Annotated in this window: 22 protein-coding genes and 1 pseudogene; 11 read left to right on the forward strand and 12 right to left on the reverse strand. The window is 68.5% G+C overall.

The genetic code is table 11. The features are described from left to right. Positions 1–10 precede the first annotated feature (10 nt). The 8 genes from ACH34W_RS25775 to ACH34W_RS25810 all read right to left on the reverse strand — a co-directional run bounded on the left by ACH34W_RS25775 (position 11) and on the right by ACH34W_RS25810 (position 4,806). Positions 11–454 carry an MOSC N-terminal beta barrel domain-containing protein gene (locus ACH34W_RS25775; protein ID WP_395963611.1) on the reverse strand — a complete coding sequence of 148 codons (444 nt, stop codon included), beginning with the start codon at positions 452–454 and terminating at the stop codon, positions 11–13. After that, positions 451–1,371 (reverse strand): sterol desaturase family protein, encoded by a 921-nt coding sequence (locus tag ACH34W_RS25780; RefSeq protein WP_395963612.1) that lies wholly within the window; start codon positions 1,369–1,371, stop codon positions 451–453. The genes ACH34W_RS25775 and ACH34W_RS25780 overlap by 4 nt, the downstream gene beginning before the upstream one ends. Positions 1,372–1,570: 199 nt before the next feature. Beyond that, on the reverse strand, positions 1,571–1,726 hold the full coding sequence (locus tag ACH34W_RS25785) for an MMPL family transporter (RefSeq protein WP_395963613.1): 156 nt from the start codon (positions 1,724–1,726) through the stop codon (positions 1,571–1,573). A gap of 35 nt (positions 1,727–1,761) precedes the next feature. Beyond that, positions 1,762–2,136, reverse strand: coding sequence for an MMPL family transporter (locus ACH34W_RS25790; RefSeq protein WP_395963614.1), 375 nt, complete (start codon positions 2,134–2,136; stop codon positions 1,762–1,764). A 28-nt stretch (positions 2,137–2,164) separates the two neighbouring features. Beyond that, positions 2,165–3,007, reverse strand: a complete 843-nt coding sequence (locus tag ACH34W_RS25795; RefSeq protein ID WP_395963615.1) for a helix-turn-helix domain-containing protein — start codon at positions 3,005–3,007, stop codon at positions 2,165–2,167. A 50-nt stretch (positions 3,008–3,057) separates the two neighbouring features. After that, positions 3,058–3,405, reverse strand: coding sequence for a DUF3703 domain-containing protein (locus tag ACH34W_RS25800; protein WP_395963616.1), 348 nt, complete (start codon positions 3,403–3,405; stop codon positions 3,058–3,060). 133 nt (positions 3,406–3,538) lie between these two features. Next, on the reverse strand, positions 3,539–4,456 hold the full coding sequence (locus ACH34W_RS25805; RefSeq protein ID WP_395963617.1) for a cation diffusion facilitator family transporter: 918 nt from the start codon (positions 4,454–4,456) through the stop codon (positions 3,539–3,541). Continuing rightward, the gene (locus ACH34W_RS25810; protein WP_395963618.1) at positions 4,456–4,806 is read right to left on the reverse strand and encodes an ArsR/SmtB family transcription factor; all 351 of its coding nucleotides are present in this window, start codon (positions 4,804–4,806) and stop codon (positions 4,456–4,458) included. Before ACH34W_RS25810 ends, ACH34W_RS25805 begins: the two co-directional genes overlap by 1 nt. A gap of 159 nt (positions 4,807–4,965) precedes the next feature. Between ACH34W_RS25810 and ACH34W_RS25815 the strand changes: the two genes are divergently transcribed. After that, positions 4,966–5,568, forward strand: coding sequence for a hypothetical protein (locus ACH34W_RS25815; protein ID WP_395963619.1), 603 nt, complete (start codon positions 4,966–4,968; stop codon positions 5,566–5,568). A 339-nt stretch (positions 5,569–5,907) separates the two neighbouring features. Here the strand turns inward: ACH34W_RS25815 and ACH34W_RS25820 are convergent, their stop codons facing one another. Both ACH34W_RS25820 and ACH34W_RS25825 read right to left on the reverse strand, forming a co-directional pair. After that, positions 5,908–6,507 (reverse strand): TetR/AcrR family transcriptional regulator, encoded by a 600-nt coding sequence (locus tag ACH34W_RS25820; RefSeq protein WP_395963921.1) that lies wholly within the window; start codon positions 6,505–6,507, stop codon positions 5,908–5,910. 148 nt (positions 6,508–6,655) lie between these two features. Beyond that, on the reverse strand, positions 6,656–8,068 hold the full coding sequence (locus ACH34W_RS25825) for an FAD-dependent monooxygenase (RefSeq protein WP_395963620.1): 1,413 nt from the start codon (positions 8,066–8,068) through the stop codon (positions 6,656–6,658). Positions 8,069–8,112: 44 nt separating this feature from the next. Here ACH34W_RS25825 and ACH34W_RS25830 point away from each other — a divergent pair, with 44 nt between their 5' ends. Next, complete coding sequence (locus ACH34W_RS25830; protein ID WP_395963621.1) at positions 8,113–8,700, forward strand: TetR/AcrR family transcriptional regulator C-terminal domain-containing protein; 588 nt, start codon at positions 8,113–8,115, stop codon at positions 8,698–8,700. Positions 8,701–8,798: 98 nt separating this feature from the next. On the opposite strand, the gene ACH34W_RS25835 is transcribed toward ACH34W_RS25830, so the two are convergent. Continuing rightward, positions 8,799–9,380, reverse strand: a complete 582-nt coding sequence (locus ACH34W_RS25835) for a dihydrofolate reductase family protein (protein ID WP_395963622.1) — start codon at positions 9,378–9,380, stop codon at positions 8,799–8,801. 152 nt (positions 9,381–9,532) lie between these two features. Here ACH34W_RS25835 and ACH34W_RS25840 point away from each other — a divergent pair, with 152 nt between their 5' ends. The 6 genes and pseudogenes from ACH34W_RS25840 to ACH34W_RS25865 all read left to right on the forward strand — a co-directional run bounded on the left by ACH34W_RS25840 (position 9,533) and on the right by ACH34W_RS25865 (position 13,972). Continuing rightward, positions 9,533–10,561, forward strand: coding sequence for a sigma-70 family RNA polymerase sigma factor (locus tag ACH34W_RS25840; protein WP_395963624.1), 1,029 nt, complete (start codon positions 9,533–9,535; stop codon positions 10,559–10,561). A gap of 351 nt (positions 10,562–10,912) precedes the next feature. Continuing rightward, the gene (locus tag ACH34W_RS25845) at positions 10,913–11,467 is read left to right on the forward strand and encodes a TetR family transcriptional regulator (RefSeq protein ID WP_395963625.1); all 555 of its coding nucleotides are present in this window, start codon (positions 10,913–10,915) and stop codon (positions 11,465–11,467) included. 158 nt (positions 11,468–11,625) lie between these two features. Further along, a pseudogene (locus ACH34W_RS25850) lies at positions 11,626–11,730 on the forward strand (ABC transporter ATP-binding protein); the annotation flags it as partial. 97 nt (positions 11,731–11,827) lie between these two features. Continuing rightward, positions 11,828–12,325: an ABC transporter ATP-binding protein gene (locus ACH34W_RS25855; protein WP_395963922.1), complete on the forward strand. Its 498-nt coding sequence runs from the start codon at positions 11,828–11,830 to the stop codon at positions 12,323–12,325. Positions 12,326–12,344: 19 nt separating this feature from the next. Continuing rightward, positions 12,345–13,085: a hypothetical protein gene (locus ACH34W_RS25860; protein ID WP_395963626.1), complete on the forward strand. Its 741-nt coding sequence runs from the start codon at positions 12,345–12,347 to the stop codon at positions 13,083–13,085. A 56-nt stretch (positions 13,086–13,141) separates the two neighbouring features. Continuing rightward, positions 13,142–13,972, forward strand: a complete 831-nt coding sequence (locus ACH34W_RS25865) for a hypothetical protein (RefSeq protein WP_395963627.1) — start codon at positions 13,142–13,144, stop codon at positions 13,970–13,972. A gap of 280 nt (positions 13,973–14,252) precedes the next feature. Here ACH34W_RS25865 and ACH34W_RS25870 read toward each other — a convergent pair whose 3' ends face one another. Then, a complete protein-coding gene (locus ACH34W_RS25870; RefSeq protein WP_395963628.1) occupies positions 14,253–15,023 on the reverse strand; it encodes a FadR/GntR family transcriptional regulator in 771 nt (256 codons plus the stop codon). Positions 15,024–15,418: 395 nt separating this feature from the next. Here ACH34W_RS25870 and ACH34W_RS25875 point away from each other — a divergent pair, with 395 nt between their 5' ends. Genes ACH34W_RS25875 through ACH34W_RS25885 form a run of 3 tightly spaced genes read left to right on the forward strand, consistent with a single transcriptional unit; the run spans position 15,419 to position 18,709 of the window. After that, complete coding sequence (locus ACH34W_RS25875) at positions 15,419–16,792, forward strand: ABC transporter substrate-binding protein (protein WP_395963629.1); 1,374 nt, start codon at positions 15,419–15,421, stop codon at positions 16,790–16,792. Next, the gene (locus tag ACH34W_RS25880; RefSeq protein ID WP_395963630.1) at positions 16,789–17,709 is read left to right on the forward strand and encodes a carbohydrate ABC transporter permease; all 921 of its coding nucleotides are present in this window, start codon (positions 16,789–16,791) and stop codon (positions 17,707–17,709) included. Before ACH34W_RS25875 ends, ACH34W_RS25880 begins: the two co-directional genes overlap by 4 nt. Beyond that, positions 17,699–18,709, forward strand: coding sequence for a carbohydrate ABC transporter permease (locus ACH34W_RS25885; RefSeq protein ID WP_395963631.1), 1,011 nt, complete (start codon positions 17,699–17,701; stop codon positions 18,707–18,709). The genes ACH34W_RS25880 and ACH34W_RS25885 overlap by 11 nt, the downstream gene beginning before the upstream one ends. Positions 18,710–18,740 lie beyond the last annotated feature (31 nt).

Here is an 18,740-nt window from a genome sequence, read left to right on the forward strand (position 1 = left end):
AGCGTCGGCCTTAACCGATGGCCGTCCTCGTTAACCGATGGCCGTACTCGTTGGCGAGGCCTGGCAACAGACCTTGGCCGTCGCCGGGCGTGGCCGTTAGGCCCCGCTCATATGTTGGCCCGCCGGTCGAATGTGATGGTGTCGCCTGGCCGGACGATGCCGGGACGTACGACGCGTGCGTTGTGTCCGGCTTGGGTGTGCACGGTGCGTAGGAGGTCACGGGCGCGGGGGCTGACTTGGTCATCTGGCCGAGTGGCGCTGGCAGTTTGCGGGCGTCAGCGATGCCGCCGCGTACCTGGTCACGCAATGCCCAGGCCCGATCGCCCAGAATTCCGCCGAACTCTAGGTATGCCAGATCCAGAGTTTCGCCGGCCATGCTTTTGACGGGGTAGCGCCACTGTCTCGCCACTCGGCCCAGGACGGTTGCCTTCGGGTGGTCATGGAATGAGGTCATGGCTGTCCGGCCAGTTCGGGTTTCGCGGGATTGTCGGGGACTGCGGAGGTAGAGCACGCGCCCGACGCACGGAAGGGTTCGGTGAGCTGGGCCATGTAGGCGTCGGGGTAGTTGGGCTTGGCGGCCATTCCCAGGTCGGTTGTGGTGAAGCGGCGAGCCGGGTCGTAGGAGTAGGTGCGCAGGGCGTGGTCCCAGATGAGCGTGAACACGCCGAAGTTGACGTCGCCGATACCGGCCCATTTGAGGTGGTGGAAGCGGTGGCCTTCGTTGAGGGCCAGGACGTGCTTGAGCGGGCCGATGCGGTAGTCGACGTTGGAGTGTTGCAGGAGCAACTGCACTGCGACCGCCAGCGCGAGCACGGTTGCAACGTCCAAGGGCAGACCTAGCAGCAGCAGCGGCGTGATACCGGCGGCGGTCTCCAGGCTTTGGTGCACCGGATGCTTCATCAACCCGTTGAAGCCGTAGCAGCGCTTGACGCTGTGGTGGACGGCGTGCAGCCGCCAAAGCCAGCCGATCTTGTGGCTGGCGTAGTGGACCAAGGTGAGCCCGGCATTGGCCACCAGCATCGCGACCAGCACCTGCAGTACGAACGGCCATCCGCCCGGCCATACCCCATCACCGGGTACGAGGGCGGCCAGCAGTGGTAGCGCCGCGACGCTCCCCAGCATGAGCGTCTCGTTCACCACCGCATGAGCGACGTCGCGCCGGTCGTCGTCCAGCGCGCTGTTCCAGACGGCCTGATACGGCAGGACACGTTCAGCGGCGAACGAGCAGGCCACCGCGACCGCCAGCAAGACCAAGAGCCACGCCTTACCGGCTCCAGCAGCGGCACCGCTGGTGGTGAGCGCGATGGCGACACCGTTGATCCCGAGCAGCATGAACGGCACGTAGCCGTATCGCACCAAGGGTTTGATCATGTGTCCAACCTGGTTGAAAGGGACGGCCCCGGGCTTGGACGAAAGGGCTGACTTGCGCCGTTCGAGCCGACCGCCGGGCTGCCGCACCGCTGGACTGCCGCACCGCTGGACTGCTGCTCGGGCTAGTGAGGGCGCCGGGGCAGCCGCCCGAGGGTGCGGGGCGGTAGGTAGCCCGGAGGTCATCGGCCAGACGTTGCGGCTAATGGCGGATTCCGAGTCGCCGGTGCAGTCGGCGCAAGGGGGCGGGTGCCCACCAGTTGGCCTGGCCTGCCAGGCGCATGAGGGCAGGGACGAGGAGTGCCCGGACGACGAAGGCGTCGGCGAGAACAGCCAGTGCAAGCCCGGCACCGAGCATTCTCAGATAGGTGATGCCTGAGGTGGCCAGGGCGCCTAGAACAACGGCGAGCGCAGAAAGTAGCCGGGGAACACCAGCAACGACGACAGCGACAGCGCGACGGCCACCGCCGAGCCGAACACCAGCAGCAAGATCAGCAAGGCCATCGGGGAGGTGAGCAGTTCGGCGCGGGTCAGGTCGGCCCCGGCTTGGGCGTCGACTTCGCGACCCAGCTGGGCCGGACCGGCCACCGATATCTTCACCGCGCCCGGCCCCGGGTGCGCCGTGGTGGCGCGGGGCACGATCTGGGTGGTGATGTGCGCGGCGAGTGTCTCGGCCGCTTCTTCATCGTCTGCCGCCCGCACCAGCCCGATCCGCCCGTCCGCCGAGCGCATCGCGGTGGGGCGGCCCGAGGACCAGTACGACTCCACACTCTGCACCTTGGGGATTGCTGGACCGTCAGGTCGTGGGCTCCGCCGACTCCGGCATATGCCAGGTGAGGTGGCGGATCGCGGTTGAAGGGGCCAGGCCGAACATGGCGTGGAAGACCCGGGTCAGGTGGGCGCTGTCGGCGAACCCTGCGGCGTGCGCTGCGGCGGTGAGAGTGCCGCCGTCGCGGACGGTGTGCATGGCGGCCTGGAGCCGGGCCCATCGCACGCAGGCAGTGAACGGTAGCCCGAGTTGTTCGGTGAACAGGTGACGCAGCCGGCTGGCCGACAACCCCACCTGGGCAGCAACCGCCTCCAGCCGGATCGGCTCACCGGTGGCGACCAGCTCGGGGAGCATCGCCAACGCGGTGTGCAGGCCACCGCCCTGGGGCGGCGCCACGGGATCGCCTTGCCCGGTCAGCGCGGCGACAACCCCACCGCTCGCCTCAAGACCCGCCGTGAGATCGGTGGTGATGTCAACGGTCAGGGTGGTCAGGACCGCCAAGGCAGGCCGGGCAGCAGCCTGCCAGGCGGCGACACAAGCGTGAGAGTTCCCAACGCCGGTGGCATGCTCGGTCACCTGCGCCAACCGGGCGGTCAACCCGCGGGCCTGGCGACCGGCCGCATCGAGGTAGACCATCACGCCTCGGGCTTGGTCAGCGCGCACGGCATGCGCGGCACCAGCAGGGATCACCGCCGCCTGAACCGGCAGCTCAGATCCGCCGTCATCAGCGAGCAGGACCTCGCCGGAGGTGACCAGCAGCAACTGCACAGCGGCGTGCGCGTGCGTGTGGGCCGACCCGAGCTGGCCGGCGAAGGTCAGCCGACCGGGCCGCAACTGGACCGCCACCGCCCATGACCGGTATCCGCTCACTGGCTGCCGCCTCCCCGATCGCTGCTTCGGCGCCTGACTGGCAGGCCGGCTCATCGTCCCCATAGCGCGGCCAGGTCCTCGGGCACGGGCATGGGCTGGGTCAGCCCGACACTGGCGCGGCCGGTGTTGCCCTCGGGGTAGCGGCCCAGCGCCGAGCCGGGCGCAGCCACGATGATCCGCACCACCTGGCCGAGCACCTCGCGCCGGTCTCGCTGGGTAACGGCCAGAGCGAGCATGGCGAGGTGGTTGCGGGTGTGCGGCCATGGCCAGGGCTGGGAGAGGATATCGGCCCGTTCCAGGTGCTGCCAGCGGGCGGCGGGGTCGGCGGCATGGCGGGCGGCGTTCATCTCACGGGCGTAGGCGGCCCGCACTGCGGCGGGCAGGATGCGGCCGATCATTGTTTCTCCTCGGTTGGGTTGATCAGAGCCGGCGCAGGGGCGGGTAGCCAGCCTGGCCGGAACGGCGATCTTGGCTCCGGCGTCCCGCGGCGGGGTCAGCCGGACCTTCCCCCGAAGGCTGTGCCTGCGTGCGTCACCAGCCGACTTCGTCGCAGCCTTCATGGTCGGCGGGTTCGACCTGGAGGGTGGCGTGGGCAATGGCGTGGCGGTCACGAAGCAGGTCGCGCGCTTGGTCTAGGACGGCGTGTGCGTGAGCCTGTTCGGTGGTCACCAGGTGGGCGGTCGCGACGTGCATGCCAGAGGTCAACGTCCACAGGTGCAGGTCGTGCACGTCCTGGACGCCGTCGATGGCGGCCAGCTCGCCGGCCACGGAGTCGACGTCCAAGCCCTCGGGGGCATGCTGGCCGAGCACCGCCAGCACCTGGCGGCCCAGCGCCAGGGCGCGGACGATGACGAACACCGCGATGGCGAGCGCGACCAAGGTGTCGAACAGGACCTGCCCGGTGGCGGCGACCAGGATGCCGGCTGTGATCACGCCGACCGATCCGGCGGTGTCGGCGAGCACCTCCAGGTAGGCGCCCTTGACGTTCAAACTGTCGGCGGCGCCCGCACGCAGCAGGAACAGCGCGGCCAGGTTGACCACCAGTCCCAGCGCGCCGACCACCAGCATCGGCCCAGTCGAGACCTCGGCGTCGGCGCCGATCCGGGACAGGGCCTCAATCGTGATGTAGACGGCGGTACCCAGCATCACCAGCACCGCGAACCCGGAGGCGAACACCTCGGCCCGGTAGGACCCGTAGGTGCGGCGGCCGGTGGAATCCGGGCGTGCCGCGATCTTGGTGGCGACAAGCGCCGCGGCCAACGTCACCACGTCGGCGGCCATGTGCCCGGCATCCGACAACAGCGCCAGCGAACCTGAGATCAGCCCGTAGACCAACTCCACCACGAAGAACGAGCCGACCAGAGCGAAGGCCGCTCCCAGCCGCCAGCGGTGCTGCCCTCCGGCGTGCTCGGCGACCTGGCCCGCGCCGTGCCCGTGCCCGGCGCCCATCACAGCTCCCGTTCGGGGTGGACGGCCTCGGTGTGCTCGATGTGCGCAACGGCCAGATCCAGCAGCATCCGCACGTGCGCGTCGGCCAACCGGTAGTAGGCCATCCGGCCGGAACGCCGGACGCTGACCACCCGGTGCGCCCTCAGCAGCCGAAGCGCGTGCGAGGCCGCCGACTCGCTCATGCCGCTGACCGCGGCCAGATCACACACGCACAGCTCACCGTCCAGCAGCGCCACCAGCAGACGCAGCCGCCTGGAGTCGGCCAGCAGCCCGAAAACCTCGGCGGTGTCGTCCAGATCCTGCTCGGCGGGCATCCGCTCGCACACCGAGGCGACTCGCGGTGCATCCACCACCCGCACAGCACACCCGTCGAGCTCCAAAACCTGCTCATCTGAAGATGTATTCATACATAGACCTTCCTGGACTGGCGATTGCTCTGTCAACCTGCGGCCCCTCGGGATCCGGCCTACGCCCGGAACCACCTTGCAGCGGAATGCGTCCAAAGGGCCGTGCCCTCGCTAACGATCACTCGAACGTTGATCGCATTGGCGCTCGTCCTTGTCGTCGGCGCGGCGACACCCGGACGAGCCTGTGCGTGCAGCTGCGCGCCCATGACCGACCACGAGGCGTATACCAAGGCCGATGCGGTGTTCACCGGACGAGTCCTTCAGCGTCAGGTGAAGTCCCAGGGCTGGGGGCCGTGGAAAACACGCAGCAGCGGTGATCCCACGACCCTCGTCTTCGAGGTGAGCACGGTCAACAAGGGCAAGGTCTCACGTCGGCAGGATCTCCATACCGTCTCCGAGAGCGCCACTTGTGGACTCGAAGCCCAGACGGGCCGCGAGTACCTGGTCTTCGCTCAACGAGACGGCGACGTATTGCGGGCGAATCTCTGCGGCGGCACCCGGCCCGGCGGCAAGCCCCTCCCCATCCCTTCCGTTCCAGCACATCCGCCCACACCGGGACATGCCACAGCCGGCCCAGCGCCGTCCCCTCGCGACGTTAATGACGGCCTGCCAGTCGCGGCGCGCGTGGCCATCGCGGGAGGTCTGGTGGCGCCGCTCGTCGCCGTCCTGTTCCTCCTCCAACGCCGCCGCCAGAGGCGCACCTGAGCCACCACACCTGTACGCGAGCGTGAGCGCAGGTCACAGACTTCCCACCTACGGCAGCGCGGGATGCCCGGTGATGATCTCGCGAGCCCCCATTGCGGTTGAGGACATCCGCAATGGGGCCGCACCCAAAAGTCCGGTCGAGGCTGTCCTACCGGTAGACCCCGTCGAAACCAGCCGATACGGGCCCGGTGGCTCTTGCGTGAGGCGCAGTCATAGCCAGCGAACAGTGCGGAGGCAGGCGGTTCAAGGGGGGGGGCGGTCCCGTGGAGACGCCTGGTCGATCCCGTGAGCGACGCCAGCGTTCGGCGTTTCGGTGAGATGAGTGCCGACCGGGGCGCGCTACTGCATGGCTTCGATGCCTGCGATCAGCATGCTCAAGACCGATTCGAACAGCGCATCCGGGGGGTCGGGAGTTGACTCGGCTGCGACGCGCTCCAGATGCGGCAGGCCTTCGCCTGCCGAGAGCGGTGGTACTCCCGTCCATGCGGCTGGGTCCGAACCCGGGGGCGGCCGGTCGTGCCAGGCATCCCAGATTTCGGCGAACCCGGCCACCTGGAGCACGGTGATCGACCAGGCGCGGTAGGCATCCTGGGGCGAAAGTCCGATGCCGAGGAAGAAGCCCACCAGCGCGTCGTCGGGTCGCATCATCTCTGGGGAGGCGAACGGGGTCAGGTCCTCAGCCCTTGCCAGCGCCAGCATGCTCGGGTGCGCGCGGTACCACGAGCGCAGTTCCCGGCAGTACACGCACAGGGTCTCCCGCCATCGAGCGGCATCGAGCCGTGGCTGGGGTCGGTCGAGCTGGCAGACCGCCACGATCTCCCCCAGCAGATCGCGGCGGTCGGTGACGTAGTTGTACAGGGCACGCGGCGACACCCCCAGACGGGCGCCGACGGCGCGCATGGTCAGTTCGGCCGGGCCTGACTCGCCGAGGATCTCCAGTGCCGCGCGGGCGACTCTCTCTCTGGTGAGGGTGGGGCGTCCCTTGCGGAGCCGTACTTACCTAGATGCCGTACTCACCAGATCCGGAACGGCAGCGGCGGACCGGGCTCGAAGCCGGGGCTGAGGCCCGGATCGCCGTTGAGGCAGATCAGGGGCTTCGGCGGCCTGAGCTCCGCGACGATCTGGCCTGTGTGGGCGGTCCAGCTGTGGTCGGGGCTTCGGAAGGGTTGTCGCCGGCCCAGGCCACGTGGCCGTCGGGGCGGATGAGTGCGGCTTCCGGCCATCCTTCGTACGGCGTGGCTGCCAGGTCGAGCAGCACGTGGCGACCCGGGCGGAGCAGGGTGAACAGCTCGCCGTCGGCCAGCCGCAGGTTGGGCGCCCGGCTTCCGGTCAGGGGATGTGCGCCGGGAGGGGGCTCGTAGGTGACCGCGAGCCCCGACAACCGTTCCGCCAGCTCTCTGGACAGCTCGGGCACGGTGGCGATGAGGCGGCTGAGCAGCGCTCGCAGGTCCCGCCCCTCATGGGTGAACGTGGTCATGAGCGCGGTCTGCGCCCGCGTGCTGACCAGCAGATCGGCGCCGACCGGGTGGCGTTCGGCATGGTAGGTGTCCAGGAGGCCGTCCGCCGCGGTCCCCGTGACTGCGGCGGCCAGCTTCCAGCCGAGGTTGGTGGCGTCCTGGATGCCCACGTTGAGGCCGACGCCGCCGGTGGGGAAATGCATGTGCGCGGCGTCCCCGGCGAGGAAGACCCGGCCGGCGCGATAGCGCTCGGCCTGGCGGGTGGCGTTGCCGAAACGGGACAGCCATCGCGGGTCGCGCATGCCGTAGTCGGTGCCTGCGATTGAGGTGACCTTGGCGCGCAACTCGTCGAGGGTGAGTTCACCCGGCCAGCCGGACTGGACACTGGCAGGGTCGCTGCCGACGATCCGGTGGACGCCGCCTGGGAGTGGAACGATCATCAGGCCGCCGCGCGGGCCGGACAGGTTGGCGATACCCGCCGGAGGCTGATCGAGCACGACGTCGCCAAGCCAGCCCCAGACGGTGGTGTCGGTGCCGGGGAAGGCGATGCCCGCTGCCTGGCGGACGGCGCTGCCCGTTCCATCGCAGCCCACCACGTAGGCGGCCTTCAGCGTGTACGGCCCGGTCGGGCCTTCTGCGGTCACCGTCACCGCGTCGGCGTCCTGGGTGAGGCCGGTGACGCGGTGGCCGCGCCGCACCGTGGCGCCTGCGGCGAGCGCGTGCTCTTCCAGCAGTTCCTCCGTGCGGGCCTGCGGTAGCGCCAGCGTGAAGGGGAACGGTGTGTCCAGCACGCTGAAGTCCATGCGGTCGTCCAGGCCGCCGAAGTGGCCGCTGGGAATGTGCGGGCCCTCGGAAAGGAAGCGGTCCACGACGCCGCGGAAGGCCAGGATCTCCAGCGTGCGGGGATGAACGGTGAGCGCCTTGGAGTGCGGATCGCGCTCGTGCCTGGCCTCCAGCACCGTGGCCTCCACGCCGCCGAGCCGCAGTTCGGCGACCAGCCACAGTCCTACCGGGCCGGCACCGACGACGATGACCTCTTCCATGAAACACCCCCCTCTTGGTCAGTGACCAACAGTAGACTTGGTCAGTGACCAATAAGCAAGAGGCAGTCGTGCGGGCGGCGCTGGAGATCCTGGAGGACAGGGGCGTCGAGGCGGTGTCGATGCGCGCCATCGCCGAGCGCCTGGGCGTGCGGATGAACACCGTGCTGTGGCACGCCAAGACCAAGGCTCACCTGCTGGAACTCATGGCTGACGCGATCGTCGGTGAGGCGTCCACGCAGGACCTCCCCGCGCCTTGGAAGGAACGGGTCCACGAACTCGCCCGCCGCTACCGCGCGGCGCTGCTGGCGCACCGCGACGGGGCCGCAGTCGTGACCGGCACCTACGCGGCCAAACCCGCGACGCTGCGCTTCGCCGACACGATGGTCGAGGCCCTGCTCGAAAGCGGCCTCGACTCACGGGAAGCGGCCTGGACCTGCTGGACGATCGTGTATTTCACGCTGGGGCTGACCCAGGAGGAACAGGCCGCCCCACTGCCGGGGGATCGCCGCCTTGCCGAGGCCGTTGCCGCAGGCAACTTCCCCTCCCTCGCCAAAGTGCTGCCGCGACTAGAGGACGCCACGTTCGACGAACGATTCGACCACGGCCTGACCCTCATGCTGCTACCGCTGTAAGCCCCATCCCTCCGACAAGAACGAGGGCAAATCCGGCCCCTCGCCAGCGTCTATCTCTCGTACCGCATCCAGGTTCCGCGTGCCATGGCGCCCAACAGCTAGGCGTCCCGGACGGGCTGGTAGGTGAGCAAGACCAGGCCGTCACCGACGGTGCGGGTGTCGACAAGCCGCATGGGTTTCTGGTCGCTGGTCTCGCCGAAGAGGCGCTCACCGTCCCCGAGCACGAACGGGCAGATCATCAGCCGCAGCTCATCGACGAGGTCATGCTCCATAAGCGCGGGCACAAGCCGGCCGCTGCCATAGACGACGATGTCCCCGTCTACCTTTCGCTTCAGCTTCGAGACCTCATTCACGACGTCGCCCTTCAGGACCGTCGAGTTGTTCCAATCGAGATCTTCGAGGGTCGAGGACACGACGTACTTGGGCAGGCTTCTCAGCCTGTCCGCCCACCCGCCGCTCCGGGATGCCCACCCCCGCGCGACGAACCACTCGTAGGTCCGTCGACCCAGCAGCAGCGCCTCGGTGCCCAGCGCCTCCTCGTACTCGACCCCGGCCCACGCCTCGCGGTCCTTGCCCTCCATCTGGTCGAACCAGCCTGCGAATCGGAAACCCTCCTTACCAGTCGGGTCCTGGATGACTCCATCGAGCGAGACGTTCTCGCTGATGACGATCTTTCCCATGTCGGCTCCCCTTCGTTGGCGTTGTCGGCTGCTAGTGGTCTAGACGCCGCGATGTTGGGAAAGGGGGCGCTCATCAACCGCCCCGTTCGGACCTCGGCCGGCGTCGATACAGGATGTGAACGCGACAAGATGCGCTAGAGAGGTGACACGGAGTGGAGCTGGGGAGAGCCGACCTGATCAGCAGGGCACGGGCTGGGGATGGCGAGGCGTTCCGAGCGCTGACCGAGCCGCACCGCCGAGAGCTGCAAGTGCACTGCTACCGGATGCTCGGATCCTTCCAAGACGCCGAGGATGCCCTCCAGGACACCCTGTTGGCCACCTGGCGGGGTCTCGGCGGGTTCGAGGGTCGCGCCTCGCTCCGTACGTGGCTCTACAGGATCGCCACCAACCGGTGCCTCGATGCGCTTCGCTCGGCCAGCCGACGCCCGGCCAAGGAGTGGGACATCCCCGGAGTCGAACCGCCAGAACCGACCCGACTCGGCGAAATCGTCTGGCTCGAGCCATATCCCGACGCCCTTCTCGAGGGTGCGATCAACCTGCCGCTCGGCCCGGAGGCCCGCTACGAACAGCGCGAATCGGTCTCTCTGGCCTTCGTGACCGCGCTTCAGGTCCTGCCGCCCCGCCAGATCGCCGTGCTCATCCTGCGTGACGTCCTCGGATTCCATGCCGACGAGGTGGCCGACATGCTGGACACGACCGTCGAATCGGTCAAGAGTGCCCTCAAGCGGGCGCGCGCCGGCCTGCAGCGCCGACGATTGACGGCTGCTGACCGTGAAGCTCCTCCCGCCGCCGGTTCGCCCGCCGAGGATGCGATCGTGGCGAGGTTCGTCAGCGCGTACGAGTCCGCCGACATCGACGGGCTGGTGGTCCTGCTGACCGACGACGTCTTCATGTCCATGCCGCCGCTGCCCCTCGAATACGAGGGTCGCGACGTCGTGGCCCGCTTCTGCGCCGACGTGTTCGGCGCAGGCCGCAGATTCGACCTCGTGCCGACGCGAGCCAACGGCCAGCCGGCGTTCGGGACCTACCTGCGCGCTTCCACCGGTATCCGCCACGGGACCGGCCTGTTCGTCCTCACCCTCGCAGGCGACCGGATTTGCGCCATGACCCGCTTCGAGAACAGCGTCCTCCCATCGTTCGGGCTACCGCGATCGCTCCCTCGCCTCCGGAAGCCGGAATAGATCCGCGCGAATCGGCCGATCACTACATGGGCTCTGCCACACAACGGATTGCGCGCGGTTCGTTCTCGGGGGCTGGTTGAGCTGCGGTTTTGAGGCCTTGGTCGCCGTGGGTGGGGTTGTCCTCCAAGGGAGGCCCTATGGTCAAGGACGATGCGCCTATTGCTCCGGAGCGAAGCGCCGGGCAGCGGATTTCGCTCGAAGGTCTGCCACCCGCCCCGCACGCATCGTGCCTGCGCTGGTGTTACCTGGTCGAGGGTGGCGGTGCGAGGGCGGCGGTGTGAGGTTCTATCGTCGATACGCTGCCCGGTGTAGCCAGTGTGGGGGAAGGGCGGGTGCCGGGTGGCTCGCGGAGTGCAGACGCCTCAGGTTCGGGATCGGTTGTTCCGGGCGGCCGAGCGGGTGCTGGCGTCCGAGGGGCCGGGCGGGGTGTCAGCGCGGTCGGTGACCAAGGAGGCGGGGTGCGCGACCGGTGTGCTCTACAACAACTTCGCTGACCTGGACGAGTTCCTGACCGAGCTGACGCTGGACCGGATCCGGCTGGAGTCGGCGCGGATGGCGGCCCTGGGTGAGCGTGCGGGGACCGGCACGGTGGCGGGGAATCTGGTGGAGGCCGGGGTGGCGTTGCTGGAGTCGCCGGCGTTCGCGGTGGCGGCGCTGGTGTTCTCTCGGCCGGGCCTGTCCCAGCGGATCGCGCCGACGGCGCTGGGGGAGATCGAGGCCGGCCTGGCTGCTTATCTGGGCCGGGAGCAGCGGCTGGGCCGCCTGGCCCCACAGGCCGACACACAGGCAGCGGCGATGATGCTGTTCGCGGCGCTCCATCATCTGCTGCTGGCCGGTGTGCCCGCCGATCCGCGTGCGGCGGTCACCCGCCTGGTCACGGTGCTGATCGGCGGGCTGTCTGGCTGATCGGCTTGCCCAAGAATGAACTTGTGTTCATACTGCCCGAGTATGAACACAAGTTCATTCTTGGAGGGAAACATGAGCCCGATGCAACACTTGCTGCTGGTCGCGGTGGCCGCTGCGATCGCCGGCGTCGTCTACGTGGTGGTACGGATGGCGCGCCGATGATCTCCTGCAGCGACCTGACCAAGGAGTACGCGGGCCGCAGGGTGGTCGACGCGGTGAGCTTCACCGCCGAGGCAGGCCAGGTCACCGGGTTCGTCGGCGCCAACGGCGCGGGCAAGACCACCACGCTGCGGATGCTGCTGGGCCTGGTCACCCCCCACCCGCGGGCGCGCCCTGGTCACCGGGCGCCCCTACCACGAACTGGCGGCGCCCCGCAGCGTGCTGGGCGCGGTGCTGGACGGCCCGGGCGCGCACCCCGGTCATCGCGGCCGCACCCACCTGGAGATCCTCGCTGCCTCGGCCAGAGTCGACGCGGGCCGGGTGAGCGAGGTTCTGGATCTGGTCGAACTCACTGAGAGCGCCGACCGCCGGGTCGGCGGGTACTCGCTGGGGATGCGGCAGCGGCTCGCGCCGGCCGGGGCGCTGCTGGCCGATCCGCCGATCCTGGTGCTGGACGAGCCCACCAACGGGCTGGACCCGTCTGGGATTCGCTGGATCCGCGACTTTCTGCGGCGGATGGCCGCCGAGGGCCGCTGCGTTCTGGTGTCCAGTCACCAACTCGGTGAGCTGCAGAGCATGGCCGACCACATCATCATGATCGACGCGGGCCGGGTGGTGGCCGACAGCCCCCTGGTCACCCTGCTGCAGGGCCACTCGTCACTGGAAGAGGCCTTCTTCGACCTGGCCGGAGGCCGCTGACATGCGACAGGTGATCAACATGCGAACTGTGATCAGGAGCGAGGTCCGCAAGCTGCGCGCCACCGCCACCACCTGGTGGCTGCTGGCCGGTGCCGTGCTGCTGGGCATCGCGGGCACCGTGGCGGCGCTGGCCTTCGCCCAGACCGCCGGGCGGGCTCTGAACTCCGACACCGCCGTCAGCGGCGCGCTGCACTCCTCCGGTGCCGGGGCGATGCTGGTGATCGTGGCTGGCATCATCGCCACCGCCGGGGAGTTCCGGCACGGCCAGGCCGAGCAGACCTTCCTGTCCGACCCGCGCCGCACCCCCACGCTGGCGGCCAAGACCCTGGTGATGGCGGCCGTCGGGGCCGGGTTCGGACTCGCCGCCGCAGCCGCCAGCCTCGCCACCACCTACAGCTGGCTGGCCGCCCGCGACGTCCCCCTGCCCACCGGCTCGGCGGTGTGGCTGACCGTGCTGGGCGCGGTCATCTCGGCGGTGCTGTATGCGGTGCTGGGCACGGCAATTGGCGCCATCACCCGCAACCAGGTCACCGCCATCGTCGTCACCGTGGCCTGGCTCACCGTCGCCGAGACCGTCATCCGTACCGCCACCGTGACCGTCGGGAAATGGCTGCCCGGTGTCGCTGCGCTGGCATTGCGCCGCGACCCCAGCGAGGGCCTGCTGACCATGACCGCCGGCGGACTTGTCCTGGCCGCCTGGGTGCTGGCCACGACGACCGCCGGACTCGTCCGCACCCGCAACGCCGACATCACGGGATAGACGGCCTTCCCGGAAATGACCCCGGCAACCGCACCGCTCGGCGGTGCGGTTGCCGGTTGAGCGTTCCGGTCGCCATCGCGGTTCTCCTCTCACGGGGTGCAGGCGCCGGTGTCGGCCAGCATGCCGAACGCGGCGTCATGGTCCCCAACCGGATTTCAACCGCCTTCGAGGAATCTCGAATCACGTCGAACAGTCCGATCCAGACGCTCCCCCAATCCCTGAAAGAAGACTCCACTCGCAAGGAGGTTTGCATGAGCCTTTTGAGAAAGGTTTTGGCGGCGACCGTCGCCTCCAGCGCACTGGTGCTCGCCATCCCCGGCGCGGGTACCGCCGCCCAGGCGCAGAAGCCAGCCGCCCCTGCAATCGCGCGGACAACACCTGCCGCCGCCCCGATATCGACTTCCGTGGCGCCCAAAGTCAAGACGATGAAGCTGCGCAAGCTTTACGACTACCGCCTGACAGTGGGGTACTGCGTACCTTCCCACAGCTGCGATCAGTTCAGGGTCGCCAAAAAGCACCCGTCCAAGGCGATGAAGAAGCTGAAGAGCTGCTTCAACTGCACCTTCCCGGTCTCAGGTGCGCCGAAGAAGTACCCCAAGAAGGGCCAGAAGCTGCCCCTCAAGGCCTGCTGGTTCAAGAAGGTGTGCAACGCTCCGGTCAAGTTCTACCCTAAGGGAAAGTACGGCTGGTACTTCGTTGCGCAGAAGGGGCACTTCGACGGCAAGGGCTCCAAGGTCCATTTCCACTGGTACCAGAAGAAGAAGGTCCTGTACCTGCGCGTCTGGGCCTACGTGGCCAATCCGTCCGTCCCGGACTCGGCGAACAAGGCCGGCGCCCACGAGGCATGGTCGCAGTTCGCCAAGAACATGGCCAGGTCCCTGACCTAGCCTGAGCCGCGGTCACCGAGGCACCCGGAGTCCGGGTTCCCTTCTGGCCAGAGCTTGCGCCGATGGCCGCGTGCAGCCCCGCCTCCGTGTTCACGGAGGCGGGGCGGCGCGGTAGGCCCGCGTCGGTCAGGTTCGCGTCGGCGAGGGTCGCCTCGGTCCGTGGATCACGTTCGCACTGGTCATGTCGGCGCCGGTTTGGTTCCCGACACCGAGGCTTGGACGCCTCTGCCAAATAACTCCAGGTGTGCGGCGGCCGCCTGGTCCGTGTCCGGGGCGGCGGTCAGCCGAATACGCGGCGCTGGATCTCGCGGCGGTAGTCCTCGAGGGTGTTGTCCAGGTGGACGGCGGCGGCCCGGGCGGCGGTCTCCGGGTCGCCATTCTGGATGGCCCGGTAGATCGCGGCGTGTTCCTCGATCGCCTCCTCGGCGTGCCCCCCGACCGTGCCGTGCAGCCCGATCGTGCTGGACTGGCGTTGCAGGCGGCGGGCTTCGCGCACCGCCGCAACGAGGAACGGGTTGTGCGAGGCGGCGGCGATGCCGAGGTGGAAATCGTCGTCGCCGCGATCGAACAGGGCGGCCTGCCCGGTGGCATGGCCCTGCCGGCAGGTCTCGGCGGCGGCTTCGATGGCCCGCAGTTCGGCGGGTGTCGCGCGGGTGGCGGCGAGCCGGCTGGCGGTGCACTCCTGGACCCGGCGGAACTCGAACAGCATGAAGACGTGGTCGAGGTCGGTCGGGAGGAAGAAGCCGCCCAATCGCGAAGAGCCCAGCATCCCCTCGTCGTCGGCGACGTAGAGCCCGCGGCCCTTCTGGGCGCGTACCCGCCCGATCGCAGAGAGGATCTTGATGGCCTCCCTGACGACCGTCCGGCTCGTGCCCAGCTGCCCGGCCAGGTCGTTCTCGGTGGGCATCCGATCGCCGGGCTGGAGCCCGAGCTTCGCGATGAGCTGGAGGATCTGCTCGGCCACCAGTTCATAGCGAGGCCTGTACGAGCCGGTCCGCTGTGCGGCCTCGCGTTCCTGAGCAGCCGAAGCCGGTACGGGCGTGCCGTCCACCGGCCTGCCTCCTTCTTCGCCGTCCACAACGGAGAGTATGACTGGCCCCGCCCCGGTCAGGGACGGATCCCTCCCGGCGTACACGCTGGGGAACATAAGTATTACTCATCTGGGCACCGGTAGGGCAGCGGCCTGGCTTGCTTGGTGCAGATCCAGGGAAACCTTGATGGCTCTATGGCAAAACACTCGAAAAATAGGCATGCCAATCCTCTTGACGGTGCCTGGCTCCAGCGGTCTCATGAGGGCCCACGCAATCCACCTCTTTCCAGTGTCCAGGCCACGGTCGAGGCAACGCGAGCGGGCAGCCGCCGACAGCCCCGACTGCAAAATAAGTACTACTTATGCCTTCCAACCTGCCATGGTCGGCGGGCACCACGATGTCAGTGGAGCGGCTCATGACAGCGAAGGTCCGCGCCGATGGCGCGATCAGCTCAGGCAAGAGCCTCGGGCGCACCGTTTCCCTGGTCCTCAGCGGCGTGCTCGCTCTGGCAGCCGTGGCGGCCTGCGGTGGCGGTGGCTCTGGCACGCAGACCAATGCCAAAGACGGTTTCCGCCAGGCGCCTCAGACAGGCGGTCCCCTGACGGTGTGGGTGGACTCGACGCGCCTGCCCGCCGCCAAGCTGTACCAGAAGCAACGCCCCGGCGTGAAGATCAACATCGTCACCTATGACGGGAACGCCAACGGCTCGAACTATCTCCAGACCAAGGTCAGCCTGTTCAACCGCACCCGTAAGGGCTGGCCGGACGTGGTCTTCAGCTCGCAGAACAACGAGGTCTCCTGGGCGGTGCAGGCTGGCTTCACCGCACCGCTCAACAAGGGACTGATCCCGCAGACCACCCTGGCCGGCTGGGCGCCTCGTGCCAACGACCCGTGCACGGTGGACGGCACCCTCTACTGCCTGCGCAACGACCTGTCCCAGACCGTGCTCTGGTACAACGCGGCCCTGATGAAACGGTGGGGCTACAAAGTCCCGGCCACCTGGCAGGACTACCAGGCGCTCGGCCAGAAGGTCGCCGCCGAGCATCCCGGCTACCTGGTCGGCTCCGCGGGCGACAGCTTCACCCCGGAGATCTTCATGTGGGCGAGCAAATGCGGCGCCAACCAGATCACCGGTGTCAAGGCGGTCACCGTGAACACCACCAGCGCCAACTGCGGGCGGATGGCCTCGCTGCTGGACACTTTGATCAAGAACCGCAGCATGTCCACGAGCAGCGTGTTCAGCTCGGACTTCGACAAGAACCAGGCGGACAAGATCCTCATGCTGCCCGGCCCGTCCTGGTTCGGCGGCTCGTTGTTCCAGGACACGTTCAAGACGCCCGCCGGCCAGATCGCGGTCGCGCCGATGCCCCAGTGGTCCGGCGACCCGGAGCCTTCGACCGGCAACGTCGGCGGCGGCACATGGCTCCTGTCGGCGCACAGCGCCAACCTAAAGGCCGCCACGGACTTCCTGACCTGGGTTTCCACCTCGAACGACTACCAGGCCAAGGTCGCCCCCGGTTACCCGGCGTACGCACCCGCCGCCAAGGCCTGGCTGGCGAACCAGGCAGCCCGCCGCTACTACGCCAATGACATCGCCCAAACGCTCCAGACGGCCGCGGGGCAGGTGTGGTCCGGCTGGGGCTACGGGCAGTTCAGCCAGGAGGCGATCTGGGCGTCCACCGTCGTCCCCGGCGTGACCGCGGGCAAGACCATCGTCTCGTTGCTCCCGGCGTGGCAGGACGCGATCGTGAACCACGCTCGGTCCAACGGGTACAAGGTCACCCGGTGAGCGCACCGCCGGCCGTCCGCGGCCGGGCCCGGACGCCGTCCACTCCACGGCACGCGTCCCGGCCCGGCCTGGCCGGATATGGCTTCGTCGCCCCCTACGTGGTGCTGCTGATCGCGTTCGGTGTCGTTCCGACTGCCTACGCGGTCTACTTCGCCTTCACCAACGCGGATGGACGCTTCGCGGGCCTGTCGAACTTCGCCGACGCGGCGGCCGACTTCAGGTTCGTCCCGGCTGTGGGCCACGTGGCCCTCTACCTGGTCTTCTGGCTGGTCGCGCTGGTGGTGTTGGTCGTCGTCCTCGCTCTGCTGCTGCACCAGATGACCTCGGGCATGACCGGCAGGACGCTGCGGTTGCTGTACTACATTCCCGGGGCGCTGGCCGGGGCGGCGAGCGTGATGGTCTGGCTATTCCTGCTGGACCCGGCGGTCAGCCCGGTGGGCTTCCTGCTCCGCGCCGCCGGATGGGACACCTTCGGCCAGGTCATCGCACCTGGTCACCTGGCGATGCTGCTTGCCGTCATCGCGTTCTGGACCGGTGCGGGCGGCTGGATCGTGGTGATGTACGGGGCGTTGAACAACATCCCTCCGGACCTTCTGGAGGCGGCGAGGATCGACGGGGCCGGAGCCTGGCAGACCGCGAGGTACGTCCAGCTGCCTCTGCTGCGCAAATGGATCGTCTACATGGTGATCCTCGCCTTCGCCGCGGGAACTCAGCTGTTCGTCGAGCCTGAGCTGCTCTCCCAGGCGAGCAACGGGGTGGCCGGCCGGGATTTCTCGCTCAACCAGCTCACGTACGACTTCGCCTTCCAGAACAACAACGTCAACACCGCGGCGGCCGTCTCGGTCGAGCTGCTGGTGGTGGGGCTGGTGGTCGCGGGCCTGTTCGTCGCCCGATCGGGGTTCTTCGATGCCGACTGACACCCGGGGCAACGCCCGGACCGCCCGCTCCGCCCGGACCGCCCGCTCCGGACCCTTTGGCCGCTCCGCCCGCTCCGGCCGCTTCGGTCGCTTCGGCACCATGCAAGGATCGCCGGCCCGCCGCCCGGGCCGTGCCGCTCGCCGCAGCCCACCGAATCCGCTGCCCGCCGTGCTGATCGCGATGTTCGCGCTCTTCTTCGTGGTCCCGGTGCTGTGGCTGGTGCTGGCCGCCACCAAGACCGACGACCAGCTCGTCCACGATCATCCGCTGTCCTTCGGATCGTGGCAGGCGTTGCGGCACAACTGGGACGCGCTGACGGCTTTCCAGGACAACGCGATCTTCCTGTGGTTGCGCAACTCCGCGCTCTACTCGTTCATCGCGCTGGCGATCACCCTGTGCGTGACCATCCCCGCCGGATACGCGCTGGCGCTGACCGAGTTCCGCGGCCGGCACACCCTGCTGGTGACCACGCTCGTCGTCATGCTCATGCCGAACGCCACGCTGGTGGTGCCGCTCTTCCTGGAAATGAACGAGGCCCGCCTCATCGGCTCGATGTGGTCGGTCATCTTGCCGTACTCGTTCTATCCGTTCGGCGTGTATCTGACCTATATCTACTTCAGCACCGCGCTACCCAGGGAACTGCTGGACGCCGCGAGGCTCGACGGCTGCTCGGAGTTCGGGGCCTTTCGCCGTATCGCCCTGCCGCTGGCGGTACCGGTCACCGCACTCGTCGGGTTCTTCAGTTTCGTCGCCAACTGGACCAACTATTTCCTGCCGTACGTCCTGCTACCCGAGAGCGACCAGTTCCCGGTCCAGGTGGGGCTGGGCACGCTGCTGAGCAACGTCCCGCAGTTCAATCCGACCGCCGGGAGCCTTGCGGTCGAGCGCCCCCAGGTGGCCCTGGCCACGCTGCTGGCCATCACCCCCGTACTCGCCGTCTTCCTCTTCTCCCAGCGCTTCTTGGTCGCCGGAATGCTCGCCGGCGCGAGGAAGGGCTGACCGTCCGTGCCCACCCCCATTCGTGCGCAAG

Source organism: Actinomadura sp. 6N118 (assembly GCF_044326415.1).
In the GTDB taxonomy this organism is placed as follows: Bacteria; Actinomycetota; Actinomycetes; order Streptosporangiales; family Streptosporangiaceae; genus Spirillospora.

Excerpts from the sequence above, each read along its gene's own strand:
- ACH34W_RS25775 (WP_395963611.1), bottom strand. The coding sequence starts at position 454 with ATGACCTCATTCCATGACCACCCGAAGGCAACCGTCCTGGGCCGAGTG.
- ACH34W_RS25780 (WP_395963612.1), bottom strand. The coding sequence starts at position 1,371 with ATGATCAAACCCTTGGTGCGATACGGCTACGTGCCGTTCATGCTGCTC.
- ACH34W_RS25785 (WP_395963613.1), bottom strand. The coding sequence starts at position 1,726 with ATGCTCGGTGCCGGGCTTGCACTGGCTGTTCTCGCCGACGCCTTCGTC.
- ACH34W_RS25800 (WP_395963616.1), bottom strand. The coding sequence starts at position 3,405 with ATGATCGGCCGCATCCTGCCCGCCGCAGTGCGGGCCGCCTACGCCCGT.
- ACH34W_RS25805 (WP_395963617.1), bottom strand. The coding sequence starts at position 4,456 with ATGGGCGCCGGGCACGGGCACGGCGCGGGCCAGGTCGCCGAGCACGCC.
- ACH34W_RS25825 (WP_395963620.1), bottom strand. The coding sequence starts at position 8,068 with ATGGAAGAGGTCATCGTCGTCGGTGCCGGCCCGGTAGGACTGTGGCTG.
- ACH34W_RS25835 (WP_395963622.1), bottom strand. The coding sequence starts at position 9,380 with ATGGGAAAGATCGTCATCAGCGAGAACGTCTCGCTCGATGGAGTCATC.
- ACH34W_RS25860 (WP_395963626.1), top strand. The coding sequence starts at position 12,345 with ATGCGAACTGTGATCAGGAGCGAGGTCCGCAAGCTGCGCGCCACCGCC.
- ACH34W_RS25875 (WP_395963629.1), top strand. The coding sequence starts at position 15,419 with ATGACAGCGAAGGTCCGCGCCGATGGCGCGATCAGCTCAGGCAAGAGC.
- ACH34W_RS25885 (WP_395963631.1), top strand. The coding sequence starts at position 17,699 with ATGCCGACTGACACCCGGGGCAACGCCCGGACCGCCCGCTCCGCCCGG.